19 protein-coding genes and 2 pseudogenes are annotated in these 17,005 nt (G+C 59.7%); 11 read left to right on the top strand and 10 right to left on the bottom strand.

Annotation, left to right across the window (positions count from 1 at the left end; all coding sequences use genetic code 11):
- Positions 1-11: 11 nt before the first annotated feature.
- A complete protein-coding gene (locus ACP26L_RS09920) occupies positions 12-1,625 on the top strand; it encodes a stalk domain-containing protein (RefSeq protein ID WP_426452370.1) in 1,614 nt (537 codons plus the stop codon).
- A 162-nt stretch (positions 1,626-1,787) separates the two neighbouring features.
- On the opposite strand, the gene ACP26L_RS09925 is transcribed toward ACP26L_RS09920, so the two are convergent.
- Complete coding sequence (locus tag ACP26L_RS09925) at positions 1,788-1,925, bottom strand: hypothetical protein (RefSeq protein WP_426452371.1); 138 nt, start codon at positions 1,923-1,925, stop codon at positions 1,788-1,790.
- Between the two features lie 176 nt (positions 1,926-2,101).
- On the opposite strand from ACP26L_RS09925, the gene ACP26L_RS09930 reads away from it, so the two are divergent.
- The 3 genes from ACP26L_RS09930 to ACP26L_RS09940 are packed head-to-tail and all read left to right on the top strand — an operon-like array spanning position 2,102 to position 4,489.
- Complete coding sequence (locus ACP26L_RS09930; protein ID WP_426452372.1) at positions 2,102-3,205, top strand: quinone-dependent dihydroorotate dehydrogenase; 1,104 nt, start codon at positions 2,102-2,104, stop codon at positions 3,203-3,205.
- A gap of 18 nt (positions 3,206-3,223) precedes the next feature.
- Complete coding sequence (locus ACP26L_RS09935) at positions 3,224-4,030, top strand: GTP pyrophosphokinase (protein ID WP_426452373.1); 807 nt, start codon at positions 3,224-3,226, stop codon at positions 4,028-4,030.
- A gap of 42 nt (positions 4,031-4,072) precedes the next feature.
- Entirely contained in the window at positions 4,073-4,489 is a 417-nt protein-coding gene (locus ACP26L_RS09940; RefSeq protein ID WP_426452374.1) for a DUF309 domain-containing protein, read from the top strand.
- 521 nt (positions 4,490-5,010) lie between these two features.
- Here ACP26L_RS09940 and ACP26L_RS09945 read toward each other — a convergent pair.
- Positions 5,011-5,496 carry a thioredoxin family protein gene (locus tag ACP26L_RS09945; RefSeq protein ID WP_426452375.1) on the bottom strand — a complete coding sequence of 162 codons (486 nt, stop codon included), beginning with the start codon at positions 5,494-5,496 and terminating at the stop codon, positions 5,011-5,013.
- Positions 5,497-5,774: 278 nt separating this feature from the next.
- On the opposite strand from ACP26L_RS09945, the gene ACP26L_RS09950 reads away from it, so the two are divergent.
- From ACP26L_RS09950 to ACP26L_RS09960, 3 genes are read left to right on the top strand one after another with little or no spacing between them, the layout of a single operon-like run.
- Positions 5,775-7,283 carry an RsmB/NOP family class I SAM-dependent RNA methyltransferase gene (locus ACP26L_RS09950; RefSeq protein ID WP_426454880.1) on the top strand — a complete coding sequence of 503 codons (1,509 nt, stop codon included), beginning with the start codon at positions 5,775-5,777 and terminating at the stop codon, positions 7,281-7,283.
- A gap of 6 nt (positions 7,284-7,289) precedes the next feature.
- A complete protein-coding gene (locus ACP26L_RS09955; protein WP_426452376.1) occupies positions 7,290-8,030 on the top strand; it encodes a pseudouridine synthase in 741 nt (246 codons plus the stop codon).
- 54 nt (positions 8,031-8,084) lie between these two features.
- Positions 8,085-8,906: a Cof-type HAD-IIB family hydrolase gene (locus ACP26L_RS09960; protein ID WP_426452377.1), complete on the top strand. Its 822-nt coding sequence runs from the start codon at positions 8,085-8,087 to the stop codon at positions 8,904-8,906.
- Between the two features lie 84 nt (positions 8,907-8,990).
- Here the strand turns inward: ACP26L_RS09960 and ACP26L_RS09965 are convergent, their stop codons facing one another.
- Positions 8,991-9,080: a YjcZ family sporulation protein gene (locus ACP26L_RS09965; protein WP_426452378.1), complete on the bottom strand. Its 90-nt coding sequence runs from the start codon at positions 9,078-9,080 to the stop codon at positions 8,991-8,993.
- A gap of 257 nt (positions 9,081-9,337) precedes the next feature.
- Between ACP26L_RS09965 and ACP26L_RS09970 the strand changes: the two genes are divergently transcribed.
- Positions 9,338-10,411, top strand: coding sequence for a hypothetical protein (locus ACP26L_RS09970; protein ID WP_426452379.1), 1,074 nt, complete (start codon positions 9,338-9,340; stop codon positions 10,409-10,411).
- Positions 10,412-10,580: 169 nt separating this feature from the next.
- On the opposite strand, the gene ACP26L_RS09975 is transcribed toward ACP26L_RS09970, so the two are convergent.
- From ACP26L_RS09975 to ACP26L_RS10005, 7 genes and pseudogenes are all read right to left on the bottom strand, one after another.
- Positions 10,581-10,799, bottom strand: coding sequence for a CsbD family protein (locus ACP26L_RS09975; protein WP_426452380.1), 219 nt, complete (start codon positions 10,797-10,799; stop codon positions 10,581-10,583).
- A 336-nt stretch (positions 10,800-11,135) separates the two neighbouring features.
- A protein-coding gene (locus ACP26L_RS09980; protein WP_426449808.1) for an IS3 family transposase occupies positions 11,136-12,295 on the bottom strand; the annotation gives its coding sequence in 2 pieces (ribosomal slippage) (positions 11,136-12,040 and positions 12,040-12,295; 1,161 coding nt in all).
- Positions 12,264-12,650 (bottom strand): hypothetical protein, encoded by a 387-nt coding sequence (locus ACP26L_RS09985; RefSeq protein ID WP_426454882.1) that lies wholly within the window; start codon positions 12,648-12,650, stop codon positions 12,264-12,266. Before ACP26L_RS09985 ends, ACP26L_RS09980 begins: the two co-directional genes overlap by 32 nt.
- 58 nt (positions 12,651-12,708) lie before the next feature.
- A pseudogene (locus tag ACP26L_RS09990) lies at positions 12,709-12,765 on the bottom strand (methyltransferase RsmF C-terminal domain-like protein); the annotation flags it as partial.
- A complete protein-coding gene (locus ACP26L_RS09995) occupies positions 12,766-13,041 on the bottom strand; it encodes a hypothetical protein (RefSeq protein ID WP_426452381.1) in 276 nt (91 codons plus the stop codon).
- A gap of 19 nt (positions 13,042-13,060) precedes the next feature.
- Positions 13,061-13,219: pseudogene (locus ACP26L_RS10000) on the bottom strand (methyltransferase RsmF C-terminal domain-like protein); the annotation flags it as partial.
- A gap of 37 nt (positions 13,220-13,256) precedes the next feature.
- Positions 13,257-14,639: an RsmB/NOP family class I SAM-dependent RNA methyltransferase gene (locus ACP26L_RS10005; RefSeq protein ID WP_426452382.1), complete on the bottom strand. Its 1,383-nt coding sequence runs from the start codon at positions 14,637-14,639 to the stop codon at positions 13,257-13,259.
- Between the two features lie 137 nt (positions 14,640-14,776).
- Between ACP26L_RS10005 and queD the strand changes: the two genes are divergently transcribed.
- The 3 genes from queD (at position 14,777) to queC (ending at position 16,782) form a co-directional block, all read left to right on the top strand.
- Positions 14,777-15,247 (top strand): 6-carboxytetrahydropterin synthase QueD, encoded by a 471-nt coding sequence (gene queD / locus ACP26L_RS10010; protein WP_013915373.1) that lies wholly within the window; start codon positions 14,777-14,779, stop codon positions 15,245-15,247.
- Entirely contained in the window at positions 15,244-15,978 is a 735-nt protein-coding gene (locus tag ACP26L_RS10015; RefSeq protein WP_426452383.1) for a 7-carboxy-7-deazaguanine synthase QueE, read from the top strand. The genes queD and ACP26L_RS10015 overlap by 4 nt, the downstream gene beginning before the upstream one ends.
- A 105-nt stretch (positions 15,979-16,083) precedes the next feature.
- Positions 16,084-16,782, top strand: coding sequence for a 7-cyano-7-deazaguanine synthase QueC (gene queC, locus ACP26L_RS10020; RefSeq protein ID WP_426452384.1), 699 nt, complete (start codon positions 16,084-16,086; stop codon positions 16,780-16,782).
- Positions 16,783-17,005 lie beyond the last annotated feature (223 nt).

Below are 17,005 nucleotides of genomic sequence, written 5' to 3' on the forward strand. Positions count from 1 at the left end.
GGAGCAAGGCCATGACATTCAAGGCAAAACAATTCATCATCGCTTCCGTACTGTCCGCCATGCTGGCGGGCGGCTCCGGAGCGGCCGCCTCTTCCTGGTCCGGGGGACTGCGGACCGCAGAGGGGCGTCTCATGACGGAGCTGACGACAGCCGCCGGAACGGGCCGGCTCGGGAGCGCGAGCGGAACGGGACTGGAGGCGTCCTTCCGCCTGCCGGCGGGGCTGGCCGTGCTGCCGGACGGCACGGCGGCCGTAAGCGATTCACGTAATGGAGTGATCCGGAAGCTGGCCGGAGGCAGCGTTGTCGGCCTGGCCGGGGCGTTCTACCGGAAGGACGACAAGGGCTATCCGGTCGGCGGCCTGCTGGACGGGGCAGCGAACGCTTCGCTGTTCCAGGAGCCGCTCGGACTGTCCGCCGGACCGGACGGCAGCCTCTACGTCGCCGATGCGGGCAACCATGCCATCCGGCGGATTGACGCCAAAGGGAACGTGACTACCGTTGCCGGCAGTGGAATGCTCGGGGCCAAGGACGGCAAAGGGGCCTCGGCCGAATTCTACCGGCCGGGCGATGTGGCGGCGGCTCCGGACGGTACGCTCTATGTGGCCGATACGCTCGGCCACACGATCCGCCGCATCTCGCCTGAGGGCGAGGTCACGACGCTGACGGCGCGTTCGAGCCGCGTGGTGGAAGCCACGCCGGGACAGGCTTCAGCGGCGGGGGACTTCGCGGACGGGCCGCTGGCGCAGGCCAAATTCAACGAGCCCAGCGGGATCGCCCTTGACGCCAAGGGCAATCTGTACGTCAGCGATTCGGGCAACCAGCGGATCCGCTATATCGATCTGGCCCAGGGCACGGTGACTACGGTGGCGGGCGGCGGGACTGCCACACGGCTGCAGGATCTCTATGTGCCGGGAGGCTTCGCGGACGGACCCGCCCTGCAGGCGCGGCTGAATTACCCGATGGGGATCGCCGTAACCGAGGAAGGCGGGCTGCTCATCGCCGACAGCCAGAATCATGCGGTGCGCTATCTGATCGGGGGGCAGCTCTCCACGCTGGCAGGAGCCGAAGGGCAGAAGACCGGCCTCTTGGACGGCATGGAAGGGGAGGCCGGGCTGAACCGTCCGGTGGACGTGGCCGTTCTTGGAGACGGCAGCGTGCTCGTGGCCGATTCGTTCAATAACCGGCTGCGCAGGCTCACGGGCTACCGGCTGCCGGATGATCTTCCGGCCGGGGATGCGCTGAAGGTCGTGCTGGATGCAGGGGTCATGAAGTTCGACAGCCAGCCGGAGATCACGGACGGCCGGTTGATGGTCCCCGTGCGGGCCATCACGGAAGCGCTCGGCTACCAAGTGGCGTTCGATGACGCTGCGCGCTCCGTCGCTCTGTCCAAGGAAGGTCGGACGGTAGAGCTGTACGTGGGACGTACGGGCATCCGCTTGTATTCGGACGGCTCGCTGAAAGCCGAGAAGGACACCGATGCTGCGCCGTATATCAAGGATGACCTGACCTTCGTACCGATCCGTTTCTTCGCGGAGGAGATCGGTATGGACGTCCAGTGGGACGAGGGCACCCGGACGGCCATTCTTCGGACACCGACGCGTGACGTTGGATTTAGGGCGCCTTAGTAGCGGGAGATGAGTAGCGGGAAATTAGAAACGGGAAATTCGTTCTCTTTTAAACCAAAAACACCTTTCCGGGCCGGAGGATCATGCCTCCTGGCGGAAAGGTGTTTTTGTTTTTTGAGCCGGGTGAAAGCCTATGCCCGGATGAAAAGTGTGCGGAGCGGGTCACTGATTCAAGATCAGGAGCACGGACATGCCGACAATGATGGCCCCGAAGATCGAACCGACCCAGATGATCAATTTTTTGTTAGGCTCCTCTTTGGCTCTGCGCGACAGCTGGGGAGCCGGTTTCTTTTTCTGCATGGTGATCAGCCCTGCCTTTTTGAATGGTGTACACATATAGTAACATATTGCAACCGTTTTACCAGCAGGGATTTGTTGGCCCTCCCCTTTATTTTTAAGCGCTAAAACGATACACTTATCAGAAGACACTATCAGACAGAGCAAGCGCTGCTGCACGGGGGAGAGGACGCAAGAACATGCTGTACAAAAACATAGCCAAGCCGGTCTTGTTCAAGATGGATCCGGAGAAAGCCCATCATCTCATTATCGACGGGTTACATACATTCGGGAACCTGCCGGGCGGCCGGGCCGTGCTGAACACCGTATGGGGGGTCAGGGCTGCGGCGGAGCTCCGGACCGAGCTCTGGGGCATCGAATTCCCGAATCCGGTGGGACTGGCTGCAGGGCTGGACAAGAACGGGAAGGCCGTGCCGGGCTTCTCGAACATCGGCTTCGGCTTCATGGAGGTCGGTACGGTCACGCCCAAGCCGCAGGAAGGCAATCCGCTGCCCCGCCTGTTCCGGCTGCCGGAGGACACGGCGCTGATCAACCGGATGGGCTTCAATAACGTGGGCATCGAAGGCATGAAGCGCAATCTTCGCAATCAGGGCAAACGGACGATTCCGCTTGCCATTAATATCGGCAAGAACAAAGCCACCCCGAATGAGCAGGCGGAGGACGATTACCGCGCCTGCATCGAGGCGCTGTACGGCTACGGGGATTTCTTCGTGGTCAATATCTCTTCCCCGAATACGCCGGACCTGCGCAGCCTGCAGCATGGGGACGAACTGTCGAGCCTGCTGGCGGCCGTGAAGGACGAGATCGGCAGGCAGCACGCGCGCTTCGGGGGCCGGGAGAAGCCGGTGCTCGTGAAGATCGCGCCGGACCTGAGCCCGCAGGAGGTCGAATACATGGCGGCGACAATCCTGAAGAGCGGCGTGTCGGGCATCATCGCCTCCAACACGACGATCGGACGCGATGGGCTGCAGAGCCCGCACCGCGGGGAGACCGGCGGGCTCAGCGGCCGGCCGCTGACGGAGCGCTCTACGGCGCTGATCTCGGAGCTCTACCGGGCGACGGAGGGCAAGCTGCCGATCATCGGCTCCGGCGGGATCTTCACGGCGGAGGACGCGTACGCGAAGATCCGTGCGGGCGCTTCGCTCGTCGAGATCTATACGGCGCTGATCTACGAAGGGCCGGCCGTACTCAGCCGCATCAACCAGGGATTGATCAGACTGCTCAAGAGGGACGGCTTCTCGAATGTATCGGAAGCTATCGGTGCGGCGCACCGGGGCAAGTAAGAGAACGGAGGAAGACGTATGGACGGACGGGACTGGAAGAAATTTCTGATGCCTTACGAACAGGCAGTGGAGGAATTGAAAGTAAAGTTCAAAACGCTGCGTACGGAGCTGAAAAGCCGGGAAGAGTATTCGCCGATCGAGTTCGTAACGGGCCGTGTGAAGAGAATCTCCAGCATTCTGGACAAGGCCAAACGGCTCAGCGTGCCGATGGAGAAGCTCGAAACCGGCATTGAAGATATAGCGGGCATTCGCATCATGTGTCAATTCGTGGAGGATATCGAGCGGCTGGCCGAGCTCATCCGCAGCCGGGAGGACATGACCCTTCTCTACGAGAAGGATTATATCGTGAACAAAAAGCCGAGCGGCTACCGAAGCTACCATATGATCGTGGAGTACCCGGTTCAGACCGCCCTCGGCATGAAGCGGGTGCTCGCCGAGATCCAGCTGCGGACGCTGGCGATGAACTTCTGGGCGACGATCGAGCACTCGCTGAACTACAAATACCGCGAGAGCCTGCCGCAGGAAGTCGTCAACCGGCTGAGCAAAGCGGCCGAAGCGGCTTATCTGCTCGACCAGGAGATGAGCTCGATCCGCGTGGACATCATGGAGGCGCAAAAGCTCTTCGAGGACAAATCGAACACGGTGACAAAGGTGCTGAACGCGATCCAGGAGCTGTACTTCTACCACCGGGTACGCGAGGCGGCCCAGTTCCAGCTCCGCTTTAACGAGTTGTGGGAGACAGACGACGTGCGCCAGCTCGATGAGATGTTCAACGATCTCACGGAGGCCATCGCACGGGCCAAAAAAGCACAGCAGCAGTCTTGAGCTTCCGGGCTTGAGGCGTGAAACGGGGGGACTTTTCGGGCCATGGCATATGACCGTCTGTACGTGCTGTTCGTCTATTATTTCAATATCGCACGCGATTACTTCGAATGCCACGAAGTGATGGAGGAGCTGTGGCTCGAGGAAGGCCGGAGCCCGCTGTACCAAGGCCTGCTGCAGGTTGCAGTGGGCCTTTACCATTACCGCAACGGCAATGCGGGCGGAGCGGTGAAGCTGATGAGCGCCGCTCTCGAGAAGCTGGAGGGGCACCCGGACGAGACCCTGGGGATCGATCTGAAGAGGCTGCGGGAGGACGGGCGGGAATACCTCGTGAAGCTGCTGGACCCCGGTCAGAAGGGCTTCGCGTTCTACGATCTGGACATCCGCATCCTGGATGGCCGGCTTGAGGAGCTCGTCGAGGAATACCGGCTCCATCCGCCCGATCCGCACGAAGAAGATTGAAGAGTGCGAGACTGCAGCCCGGAATGGAGGCTGCGGGATGAGCTTGCTCGGTGAGGGGATTGAAGGCGTTAGGGAAAGCGCCGCTGCAGCCTGCAGCAGCCGATATAGGAGAGCTGCAAGCTCCGCTTGATAAAGGCAGTGATCCGGCACTGGATGGAGCTCGGGCAGCAGTTATGTCTGCGGACCTGAGTGGGAGTACTGCGGCAGCAAAAGGTAGCAGCGCCGGCACAGGCAGCTGCCAGCTTGGGGTCTGGGCGCGGACTAGGGCAGGGAAGCCATCCGGCACCGGAGGGGCACGAGGACGCAGTTACGTCCAGGCCGGTATAGGGATGGATAAGGGAGGAGCTGCCTGAACCGCCTTCCCTGACCTGAGTTACGCAAGCCAAAGAAGCCTCCACGGCCTAGCTGTGAAGGCTTCTTTGGCTTGTCCTGCCTTAGGAAAAGCGGTCTGCGGCTTCTCCAACTTACTGCCTGCATTAGCGGAGACAGTAAGTTGGGGAACACCGGCAATCCGCTGCCGATTACTTCTTGTTGTGCTTTTCGAGGAAGGCCTTCAGCTCCGGAGCCTTCTGTTCTCCGACGAGACGGTCTACTTCTTGTCCGCCTTTATAGTAGACGAGCGTTGGAGTAAACTCCAAGTTGTACTTTTGCCAGCCGTCCTTGAATTCTTCGAGGTTGAACTGGTTGATCTGCACCCCAAGCTCCTTGGCCACCGGCATCAGCACCGGCGTGGTGACTTTACAGTGCGGGCATGTGGACGCGAAATAGTAGACGAAGAAATCCTCTTTGGCCGCGAGCTTCTTGTCAAGGGCGTCCGGCAGGATAATGCTCTGATAGTTCGGATCGTCGAGCAGTTTCAGTGTTTCGGGATGAAGCTTGTCAGGCGAGATGCCATACACATTGTCCGTGTGCTTGCCGTATTTCGCTTGGTTCGACTGCTGGTTTACGAAGTAAATGGCGCCGAATAGTACGACAATGACGGCCAGGAAGATACCCAGCTTTTTCAATTGCTGCCCCTCATTTCATCAAGTGTAGTAATGCTGCCCCATAACAAGGATTCGGTTCCGTTTCCTCGTTTTCCTCCTATATCATACAACAAAAGTGAAGGATTTACGAACGTTCAAAGCGGCGGCGGCCCGAGAAGCGGCGGTTGCGGCACCTGGGAAGAAACAGTACAATGAGGGTATTCATCAGCCCTTTTTTCGGACGGAAAACAAGGCGGTGCCGGAAGCGGCGCCGGCTCATACGGGCAGCTAGAAGCATACGGAAACGGGGTTTGACTTATATGGCGGAGTGTTCGCTGCCGCAGGCGTTTTTGGTACATATGAAGGAGCTGCTCGGGGAAGAGTACCCGGCCTTCGAGGCTTCTTACGGAGAAGACAGGCTGTACGGTCTCAGGGTGAATCCACTGAAGATCCCGCCTGCCGCCTTCCGGGAACTGACGGAGTGGGAGCTGAAGCCGATTCCCTGGACCCCCGACGGGTTCTATTACCAGGAGGGCGTACGCCCGGGCAAGCACCCGCACTATCATGCGGGCTTGTATTACATTCAGGAGCCGAGCGCGATGGCTCCGGTGGAGCTGCTGGACGTGCGGCCGGGGCAGCGGGTGCTGGACTTGTGCGCCGCGCCGGGCGGCAAGACGACGCAGCTGGCCGGCAAGCTACAGGGCACCGGCCTCGTCGCGGCCAACGACATTCACTCCGAGCGGGTGAAGGCGCTCGTCAAGAACCTGGAGCTGAACGGCGTGCGGGAGGCGATCGTGCTGAACGAGGACCCGGCGAAGCTGCAGGACGCGTTCCGCGGGTTCTTCGACCGCATCCTCATCGACGCTCCGTGTTCGGGCGAAGGGATGTTCCGCAAGGAAGAGGAGATGGCGAAGGCCTGGCAGGAGGACTGGACGGAGAAATACGCCGCGATGCAGCGGGTGCTGCTGCGGCAGGCTGCCGTCATGCTGAAGCCGGGAGGCCGTCTCGTCTATTCGACCTGCACGTTCTCGCCGGAGGAGAACGAGGCGATTATCGCCGGGTTCCTGGACGAGCACCCGGACTTCGAGGTCGCCCCGGCGCCGGAGCTGCCGGGCTTCGCGCCGGGCCGCCCGGACTGGGTCCCGGGCGGCAGCGCCCGAGCGGCCGAGACGGCCGGCGCCGCGCGCCTATGGCCGCACCGCCTCGCGGGCGAAGGACACTTCGCGGCCGCATTGCGCCGCCGCGAAATGCCGGAAGGCGCCGCTGCCGCGCTGGCCGCGGAGCCTGCGCCTGAAGCCCGGCGCGGGGCCGCCCGGCCTCAGGCGAAGCCCCCGCGCCGTGGCCCCGGTGGGCGCCCGGGCGTGAAGGCGGCCGCCGCGGCCGACCCTCGCGAGGCGCTGGCGCGCTTCGCGGCGGAGTCGCTTGCCGGCGAGCCGTATGCCGGCGCGGAGCTGGTGCTGCGCGGCGAGCACGTGTACGCCGCGCCTGCCGGCCTGCCGGTGCTGGACTGCATCCGCGTCGTCCGGCCCGGCTGGTATCTCGGCAGCGCGGCGAAGGGCCGCTTCGCGCCCTCCCATGCGCTGGCCATGGGGCTGCGCGCGGAGGAGGCGCTGCGCCGCGTGAACTTTGCGGGCGGCGATCCGCGCGCCGTGCGGTACCTGAAGGGCGACACGCTCGAGCTGGCGCCCCCGGAGCTGTTACGGGCCCATGAGGACGTACCGGCCAAGGGGTACACGCTGGTCTGCGTCGACGGATATCCCGTCGGCTGGGCGAAGTGGCAGGATGGCCTGCTCAAGAATGAATATCCCGCCGGTTGGAGGTGGACCTAAGATCAGATGAAATCGTCCATACGTCTTGATAAATTATTGGCCCATACGGGCTTTGGGACACGCAGCCAGATCAAACTGCTTGTGAAGTCCGGTTCGGTGACCGTGAACGGGAAGACCGCCAAGGACAGCGGGGTGCAGATCGTCCCGGACCGCGATGACGTGCAGGTGGACGGGGAGACGGTGCGGTACAGGGAATTCGTGTATCTTATGCTGCATAAGCCGCCGGGCGTCGTATCGGCGACCGAGGACAACTGGGACCGCACGGTCCTGGACCTGCTCGATGAGGAATATACCCATCTGGAGCTGTTCCCGGTAGGGCGGCTCGATAAGGATACGGAAGGGTTGCTGCTGCTGACCAATGACGGCAAGCTCTCCCACAATTTGCTTTCCCCCCGGAAGCATGTCCCGAAGACTTACTATGCGGAGGTGGAAGGGGCGGTTGACGAGACGGATGTCGAAGCTTTTGCCAAGGGAGTTACCTTCGATGACGGCTATGTCACTATGCCCGCCGAGCTTCGCATCCTGCACAAAGGGAATCCTGCCGCCGGGGACGCCTCCCGCATTGAACTGACGATCAAGGAAGGGAAGTTCCATCAGGTGAAACGGATGTTTCAGGCGGTCGGCAAGCGCGTGGTCTACCTCAAACGTCTGTCCATGGGACCGCTGAAGCTTGATCCGCAGCTTCCGCTGGGCCATGCCAGAGAGCTGACGGAAGATGAGCTGGAGAGCCTCCGGAAGCAAGGCTGATTTTTGTTAGAAGGACTACTGGTATTCAAAAGAGAAGAAGCGGAGGGAAGCGGCGTGACCTATAAACTGATTGCGCTGGATGTGGACGGAACGCTGCTGAATGATAAGGACGAGCTGACGCAGCGTACTGCGCTGACCATCCGGGAAGCCCACGAGGCCGGGGCGCGGATTGTGCTCTGTACCGGACGGGGACCGGCGAATGCCGTGCCTGTGCTCGACGAACTGGGTCTGCAGGGCGTGCTCATCACGCACAATGGGGCTGCTACGGTGGAGTCGCCGGGGCCGAAGCTGCTGCATGAGTACAGCTACGATGTGGGACAGATCGAGGAGCTGATCGAGTACTGCCGCGTCCAGGGCATCCATTATGATGTCTGTACGGCGCTGGACATGTTCGTCGACCGGGTTGGCGAGGAAGCGGCCGGTATGTACGACAAGTTCGGTGTGGTCGTAAAGCGGGTGAAGGATGTGCTGGCGATGACGGCACCGATCGTCAAATGCACGCTGTTCGGCTCTGGCGAGCAGCTGGACGCGGCGGAGAGCGAGCTGTCGCAGATCGGTCTGCCTCCCGGGATTCAGAGCATTCGCAGCGGGGCTCACTTCCTCGACATCATGGCGGCCGGTGTCTCCAAGGGCAGCGCCCTGCGCCAGCTCGCGGAGCTCTGGGACATCCCGTCAGCCGAGATCCTGGCGATCGGCAACTACTATAACGATATCGACATGATTACCTTCGCCGGACTCGGGATTGCGGTAGCGAATTCACCGGATGCCGTCAAGGCCGCGGCGGATGTCGTCGGGCTCTCGAACAACGACGAGGGTGTGCACGATGCCGTGCAGCGCTATGTATTGGCGGCCGCTGCCGGGGCTGGAGGGCAATAAGAAGGGGAGCGTCCGGGTTTCGGGGACGCTCCTCTTTTTGGGCTGCCTTTTTTTGCACAGGCCGGCCTTCTATATGAAATGAGATTAGACCAGAATTGCACGGGAGACGATCACCAGCAGGATGAACAGAACCAGGATGATCCCTGTCGAAGTGTAAGCCGTTGTGTGAGTCATTGCCAAACTCCTCCTTACGTGTTGTGAAATCGAACCGGGCTTCCGTGCAGCAGCGTATGCGGCCGGCTTCATCTTTTTCTTTGCTGAATGGGCGAGGCCCGGTTTACATTGCAGCATATGCGGATATCCTGATTGCGTATAGACATCCGCCCGGCGCATAGAGTTTGGGCGAGGAAGGACATGCTAAAGCCGAAAGATAATGTGCCTAAGCATGCCATGATCTAGGAGCCGAAGCGGCAGATTGGGAGGGGAATGAGATGAATCACGTGTGGATAAGACCGGATTTGAAAACGGCGGGCGGCGAGGTCAGCGACATCTTGTACAAGAACCGATATGTCGGCACACTCACTCTCGTATACCGGGAGTCGGACCGGATCGCAGGCTCCATCCAGCTGGAACAGGAAGTTCTCTCTGCCGAGGCCATAGACGAAGTGTACGATCATCTGCATGCCTATGTGCAGTCCTTGGCCGTCGCACTGCGGGTGGACGAGTGTGAAGTGATGGTCACCTACAGCTCCTTCGATCATGTGATTGCTATGGAGGAGGGCAGCTCTGTAACGGAGGAGCTCGAATCCGTGGACGAGGATTTCGATTACGATACCGAGTGGATCGACACCGACACCCTCCTCATAGACGACGATCCGTATGAGCGCGACGAGCTGACGCTTGGTGATTTCGAACTGGTGATTGTGGGCGAAGACGAAGACGCTGTTGAATATCACATTTATGACGGGGATGAGGATTGGGTCGCGGAAGCGTTCCTTGAGATTGAGGACCGGGAAGTGACCGGTACGGTCCACTGGCTGATCGAGCCGGGGGATGACGCGCTGGATGCCGTAGCCGATCTCATCGTGTTGGACTTCGACGAGGACGAGATCGACACGTTCGTTATTCATATGCTCTATGACAACGAAGTGATCGAGACCATCGAGCTGACGCACGAAGACCTGCTTGATGGGGTAGAAGGGGACGAGATCCTGCTTCTGGATGAGGAAGCCGAGGCGGATGAGGACGAAGACGTTTTTTTGGGCAGCCGGGATTATACGATTGTTCTTGCCCGGGATGACGGGGACGTGCTCACCTACGAGATTTATCAGCAGTCCCGGGGCGGTCTGCCGATCGGTACGGCCACGGTGGATATCAGCGAGCGGCAGCTGACGGGATTCATTGATTTCCGCGAGCCGGGAAACGCTACGGACCGGGAAGAGATTGCAGCGCTGCTGATGGAAGAGCTCGATAAGGAAAAAGACTACGAAGCGATCAATCTCTCCATGATGCATCGCAGCCGGGTGATCGAAGAGGTGCTGTTCGAGACGGAGTCGTTCCATTAACATACAGGGATCGGGAAGAGCGGGGACCGTCGGGTTTCCGCTCTTTGCGCTGCTCCGTTTAGAGGATACCGGGATAACGGCTTGCCTGTGCCGGGCGGATACGAAAAAGAAGGCGGGAGCTTGTCCCGTCTTCTTTTGTTAGGGCTGCGGGTTATTCAAAAGCTTACAGTCAGCGGAGCGGGTCGCTGTCCGTCCAGCGGATCGACCACTCCTTGTATTCCCGCTCGATGTCTTCCTTGGCATGGCCGTAGCGTTCCTGCAGAATGCCGATTAAGCGGTCCTTCTCGCCGCTGATCTGCTCGAGATCGTCATCGGTCAGTTCGCCCCACTGCTTCTTGACTTCTCCCTTGATTTGATTCCATTTGCCCTTGAGTACCGTCGTTTCCATGGTGGGTTTCCCTCCCCTGCATTCATTCTATTGGCTTGCCCCAGGGACAAGTCCATCTGTTTAACCTTACCCCGGGGGGCAGGGAATGAACCGGAAGAGCGCGTGCTTGCCGCTCCGGCGAGAGGCGGACAGCAGGCAGGGGAGGGGAGGACGTTAGGGTATGGTGCCAAGGAGAAAAAGCCATTAACGGAACTGAGATGCGTTATGCTTCATTTGCGAGCGGGTTTTCCAGCAATAACGGAACGGAGGTTCGCTATTTTATGGAATGGGTCTTTTTTTGGGTCAAAATGGACTTCTGTCAATAAAGTAGACACAAAATGAAGGAACCCTTTAAGGCTAAGCTGCTCTTTGTTCATGGTACATCTGTTCAAAGCGATGAGGCGTTTTATAACCCAAAGTGGAGTGACGCCGTGTTCGGTTGTAGTAAAACTCGATGTAATTATAGAGTTCATCGGCTGCTTGCTTACGAGTTTTAAACTTGGTTTGGTACACAAGTTCTTTTTTCAATGTACTGTGAAAAGACTCGATACACGCATTATCATAGCAGTTACCTTTTCGACTCATGCTGCCGGTCATGAAGTAGCCTGCCAGCCGTTCTTGGTAATCACCGCTTGCATACTGAGATCCGCGGTCGGAGTGGTGGATCAAGCCAGGGGCCGGTTTCTGGCGCTTGTAAGCAAGCTCCAGGGCATCGATCACGAGCTCCCTGGTCATCCGCGCGCCTGTAGCCCAGCCTACGATTTTACGTGAATATAAGTCCATCACACTGGCTAAATATAGCCAGCCTTCGCCAGTGGCGACATAAGTAATATCTGTTACCCAGACCTTGTTGGGTGCCTCCACTTTAAACTGCTGATTTAGGATATTGTCATGAACAGGCATGTTGTGGTTGGAATTGGTCGTTGCTTTGTATTTTCCAACCGTAATCGACTTAAGACCCATCTCTTTCATAAGGCGACTGACCGTTTTTGAGGATACAGCACAACCGTCTTCCTCTTGCAGAATCGCAGTAATCACGGGGCTGCCGGGGCGCTTCTTCAAACGGTAAAAGTGATGCCGGATGCGTTTTTTCAGCCACATCCGGTGCTTTTCCCGTTTACTAGGCTGGTGTTTTACCCACTTGTAATAGCCGCTTCTGGATACTTGTAAAACGGAGCACATCTTCTCGACACGGTACTGGAAGCGGTGTTTATGAATAAACGAAAAAATCAGTGCCGGTCTTTCGTGAAGAAGTGCATTGCCTTTTTTAAGATTTCGTTCTCCTCTTGCAGTTCGCGGGTTTGCTGCTCCAACTTCTTTAGTCGTTCGTAATCCACAAAGACTTGTGATTGTTCCGAAGCCGCACTTTTCCCGTACTGTTTGATCCAGCGGCTTAAGGTACTTTTCGGAATCCCAAGTTCCCGGGCAATCTCAATTGGCTTCTTCCCCTCCTTCTCTATATGCTCCACCGTTTTTTTCTTAAACTCACTGTCGTAACTCTCCCGTTGCTGACTCATGGCACACCTCGACCTTTGTTCGTTTGTCTTTATTATAAAGGTCGTTCCTTAAGTTGTGTCCACCGTTTAGTCTACATCCAAAAGGAGACTCATAACGCACCTGAGTTCCGCTATCTGCCGGGAAATGATGGGAAATATTCGAATAAGGCATCCTGGTTCCGTTATATCTATTGAAAGCAATGCTGAGTCTGCCTAATTGGTTAAAATGCTCTGGTCTAGTATCGTCGGAGTCCTCCAGGCAGCGGTTCTTGTGTATGCCGCGGGACAGCTTGCTCCAGACGAGAGGGTATCGTCCGACGGTGACCAGCGTCCAGCCACTGCCGGACTCCTCGCTCTGCGGTGCCTCGCCGCGCAGGTAGCGCTGGACCTCCTCGCCATTGGAGGTGAGGTCTACCTGCGGACCCGCCTATGCTCTACCGGCGGAGGCCCTTCGGATAGAGATTCTTGAGCATGCCGTCGGAAAGCTTACCTCAGCCGAGCGGGCATCCGTCGACAGCGACCAGCGTCCATTCGCTGCTGGACTCCCCGCCTTCGGAAGGGAGGTCCGCCTGCGGACCCGCGTACGCTCTATCGGCGGAGGCCCTTCGAGTAGTGATTCTTGAGCATGCCCGCCGGGTAGCATGCTCCAGCCGAGACGGGTGCCCGTCAACGGTGACAAGTGTCCAACCGCTGCCGGACTCTCCGCTCTGCGGTGCCTCGCCGCGCAGGCAGTGCTGGAAGTCCTCGCCATCGGAGGGGAGGTCCACCTGCGGACCCGCGTACGCTCTACCGGCGGAGACCCTTCGGATAGTGATTCTTGAGCATGCTGCCGGACAGCATGCTCCAGCCCAGCGGGTATCCGTCGACGGTGACGAGAGTCCAGCCGCTGCCGGACTCTCCGCTCTGCAGCGTCTCGCCGCGCAGGCAGCGCTGGACGTCCTCGCCATCGGAGGGGAGGTCCACCTGCGGATCCGAGTACGCTCTACCGGCGGAGGCCCTTCGGGTAGTGATTCTTGAGCATGCCGCCGGACAGCTTGCCCCAGCCGAGCGGGTACCCGTCGACAGTGACCAGCGTCCAGCCGCTGCCGGACTCCACGCTCTGCAGTGCCTCGCCGCGCAGGTAGCGCTGGACCTCCTCGCCATCGGAGGGGAGGTCGACCTGCAGCCGCACGCCGGCTGCAGGGGGCAGCGTCAGGGCCAGGGCGTGCGCCGGCTCGACCCGGTTTTTCTTCACCTCGGCGAGGTGAAGCCCAGGGCGCAGTACCTTCAGGCCCTGGAGCCAGCTGCTGTCAAAGGGACAGCAGTCAGCCTGCGGCAGCCAGTAGAGCTGCTCACCGTACAGGAAAGGCTCCCCGGGAGTCAGCTGGAAGCCGGTGCCTTCCGGCATCCAGGTCTCAGCGGCCCAGCGTTCGTAGAGCCGTACGGCTTCCTCCTCCGGCCGTACGGTGCCCCGCTTGCCCCTGCCCTGGGTACGGCCTCTGACGGATGGCTTAGGCGCGTCTTCACCGGCCGCCTCGGCGAGGCGGAACACGGCGACAAAGTGGCCTTCGCCCCGGTGCAGATGCGGCCAGATCCGCTCGGTCCGCTCGAGCTCAAGTCCCGGGCAGAGCTTCAGGATCGCAGCGGCGGTGTTCTCGTTCTCCTGCTCGTTGAAGGTGCAGGTCGAGTAGGCCAGCCGCCCGCCCGGCTTCAGCATCCGCACCGCGTCCTGCAGAATGTCGAGCTGGCGTGCCGCACACATCTCCACATGGGCGGGCGACCATTCGCCTACGGCGTCCGGATCTTTGCGGAACATGCCTTCTCCGGAGCAGGGGGCATCGACCATGATCCGGTCGAAGAAGCTCGGGAAGCGGGCGGCCAGCTGTGGGGGATTGCTGCTGACGACGACGGCATTCGGAATGCCCATCCGCTCGATATTCTCTGCGAGGATTTTGGCCCGGGCGGGGTGGATCTCGTTGGTGATCAGCAGGCCTTCTCCCGCGAGCTTGCCTGCGATGTGGGTCGACTTGCCGCCGGGCGCGGCCGCAAGATCGAGCACAATCTCGCCCGGCTGCGGATCCAACAGCTCTACCGCCGACATCGCGGACGGCTCCTGGATGTAGTACACGCCGGCTGCATGATATGGATGCCTGCCGGGCCTGCTTTCTTCCTCATAGTAATAGCCGGTGGGACACCATGGTATAGGCTCTAGCGTAAAGAGCCGCTGCAATTCAGGCAGTACGCCCGGGTGATTTTCATTTATTTTACGCGGGTTAATTCGCAGTCCCTGTGTTCTCGGCTGATCGTAGCTGGCCAGGAAAGCATCGGTATCGCTGCCGAGCTGCTTCCGCATTTGTTCAATGTAGCTTGAAAGTAAGGTGGTCATTTGCTTCACTTGGCTCCCCTATCGTCACTTCGGCCGTGCGGACCCGCACGGTTCCTTTATTATACAAGTTTCGCCTTATTGTGAGAAGTCAACCGTACGTGATATAATGGATTGTCTTTTGGGAGAGGGGAGTTCAAATGGAGTACGAAATTCCCAAGAAAGTGCAGATACTGGGAGAAGATATACAGCAAAGCCAGCTCAAATATCATGATCGGGAAGTGCTCGTCTCGAAGGAGTTCACCTTCGACAGCGCTCACCATCTTCATTGCTATGAGGGCAAATGCCAGAGCCTCCATGGCCATACGTACAAGCTGCAGGTCATCATGCGAGGCAAGGTGGATCATCGCGGGATTACGATCGATTTCGGCGATATCAAGCGGATCGCCAAGGAGCGGGTGATCGACAGGCTCGACCACCGCTACCTGAACGACGTGCTGCCTCCGATGAATACGACGGCGGAGAATATGGTCGTCTGGATGTACGAGCAGCTGGCGGCAGCCCTGCGCGAAGAGAATCTGTATCCGGCGGTGCGCCTCGAAGAAGTGCGCCTGTGGGAGACGCCGACCTCGTTTGCAGCCGTCACCGCCCGCTTAATGGGAGAGGAATGATCGAGTTGGAACAGCACGAGCTTACAGTGCGGCAGGAAAGCATCAAGAGTCCGCTTGACATTCGCCTGCCGATGGTCGAAATCTTCGAAACCGTAGAAGGCGAAGGAACCCGAGCAGGTTTCCCGACGGTCTTCATCCGGCTGTTCGGCTGCAACTTGCGATGCACCTGGTGCGATACGAAGTACAGCTATCCTCCGGCCGAGGCCGAGTATGTCATGACGATCGGCGGGATTGTGGAGGAAGCGGCCAAGTACAAGTCGAAGCACATCTGCTTCACCGGCGGGGAGCCGCTGCTCTACGGGGATAAGTCGGCTGCATTGATCGAAGCGCTTGTGGCCACAGGCCGCTATACGGATCTTCATGTGGAGACGAACGGAGCCATCGACCTTGCCCCGTTCTTGGAGCGTATTGACTCTCCTGTCGTCCGCTATGTGATGGATTACAAGCTGCCGGATTCCGGCGAGCAGGAGAAGATGCTGACCGGCAACCTGGCGCTGCTCCGTCCACAGGACGAGCTGAAGTTCGTGATCGGAAGCGAGCGCGATTTCTTCACGGCCGTGCAGGTGCTGAAGGATTACCCGACGAAGGCGCTGCCGCTGTTCTCCCCGGTATGGGAGACGATGCCGCCGGTGAAGCTGGTGGGTCTGATGCTGGAGCACGGCTTGAGCCATGTGAAGCTGAACATGCAGCTGCACAAAATCATCTGGGACCCGGCCGAACGGGGCGTGTAAGCGCGCGGGCCGGGTTTTTCCATCCGCTGCGGCGGCTTACATAAGTTTGCCTTAAGCTGCTGAGATACCAAGACCAAGTTATCTAAGGAAAGAAGGAACCAAACCATGACCACCATCAAAAAAGCGGTTGTGATCCTGAGCGGCGGTCTCGACAGCACTACCTGCATGGGGCTCGCACGCGAAGCGGGGTACGACCTGTATCCGATTACGTTCGATTACGGGCAGCGCCAGAAGCGCGAGATCGAGAATGCGCGCAAAGTGGCTGAGTTCTACGGCGTATCCGACCGGCATAAGGTCATCTCGCTCGGCTTCCTCAAGGAATTCGGCGGCAGTGCGCTGACCGACGAGAGCATTGACGTGCCGGCTGCCGGAGAGACCGGGCTCGAGGGAAGCGACATTCCGGTTACTTACGTGCCGGGCCGCAACCTGCTCTTCCTCTCCATTGCCACTTCGTATGCGGAAGTGACGGGAGCCGAAGCGATCTATATCGGTGTGAATGCGCTCGACTACAGCGGCTATCCGGACTGCCGTCCGGAGTTCATCCGCAAGGTCGAAGAAGTCATGGCGCTGGCGACACGCGTCGGCGTCGAAGGCGGCCCGATCCGCATTGAGACCCCGCTCATCGATTGGACCAAGGCGGAGATTGTCCGTCAGGGCAACCGGATCGGCGTCCCTTATCACCTGACGACCTCCTGCTATAACGGGCAGGAGGAAGCCTGCGGCGAATGCGACAGCTGCCGCCTGCGGCTGAAGGGCTTCGAGGAAGCCGGCTCGACCGACCCGATCGCTTACCGCGAAGTGTAAGGGAGTAAGAGCGCGGGCTTGCTGCGATGGTGCAGCGGGTGGTTTCGCGCCGCGGGAGGTGGCCGCCCGGCGAGCGGTTTCGCGCCGCGTGAGGCCCCCGCCCAGCTAGCGGCTTCGCGCCGCGTGAGGCTCCGGTCATCGAGCGGTTTCGCGCCGCGGGAGGTCCCGCTCAACGAGCAGTTTCGCTCTCTACGGGCGGTGCAGGCGGCGGCCAAGTTCTCCC

Origin of the sequence: Paenibacillus sp. S-38, assembly GCF_049942825.1 — a bacterium.
Taxonomy (GTDB): Bacteria; Bacillota; Bacilli; order Paenibacillales; family NBRC-103111; genus Paenibacillus_G.

Coding starts and splice junctions, on each gene's coding strand:
- ACP26L_RS09975 (WP_426452380.1), bottom strand. CDS start 10,799: ATGGAAACGACGGTACTCAAGGGCAAATGGAATCAAATCAAGGGAGAA.
- ACP26L_RS09925 (WP_426452371.1), bottom strand. CDS start 1,925: ATGCAGAAAAAGAAACCGGCTCCCCAGCTGTCGCGCAGAGCCAAAGAG.
- ACP26L_RS10015 (WP_426452383.1), top strand. CDS start 15,244: ATGATCGAGTTGGAACAGCACGAGCTTACAGTGCGGCAGGAAAGCATC.
- ACP26L_RS09970 (WP_426452379.1), top strand. CDS start 9,338: ATGAATCACGTGTGGATAAGACCGGATTTGAAAACGGCGGGCGGCGAG.
- ACP26L_RS09965 (WP_426452378.1), bottom strand. CDS start 9,080: ATGACTCACACAACGGCTTACACTTCGACAGGGATCATCCTGGTTCTG.
- ACP26L_RS09930 (WP_426452372.1), top strand. CDS start 2,102: ATGCTGTACAAAAACATAGCCAAGCCGGTCTTGTTCAAGATGGATCCG.
- ACP26L_RS09950 (WP_426454880.1), top strand. CDS start 5,775: ATGGCGGAGTGTTCGCTGCCGCAGGCGTTTTTGGTACATATGAAGGAG.
- ACP26L_RS09955 (WP_426452376.1), top strand. CDS start 7,290: ATGAAATCGTCCATACGTCTTGATAAATTATTGGCCCATACGGGCTTT.
- ACP26L_RS09935 (WP_426452373.1), top strand. CDS start 3,224: ATGGACGGACGGGACTGGAAGAAATTTCTGATGCCTTACGAACAGGCA.
- queC (WP_426452384.1), top strand. CDS start 16,084: ATGACCACCATCAAAAAAGCGGTTGTGATCCTGAGCGGCGGTCTCGAC.
- ACP26L_RS09940 (WP_426452374.1), top strand. CDS start 4,073: ATGGCATATGACCGTCTGTACGTGCTGTTCGTCTATTATTTCAATATC.
- queD (WP_013915373.1), top strand. CDS start 14,777: ATGGAGTACGAAATTCCCAAGAAAGTGCAGATACTGGGAGAAGATATA.
- ACP26L_RS10005 (WP_426452382.1), bottom strand. CDS start 14,639: ATGACCACCTTACTTTCAAGCTACATTGAACAAATGCGGAAGCAGCTC.
- ACP26L_RS09920 (WP_426452370.1), top strand. CDS start 12: ATGACATTCAAGGCAAAACAATTCATCATCGCTTCCGTACTGTCCGCC.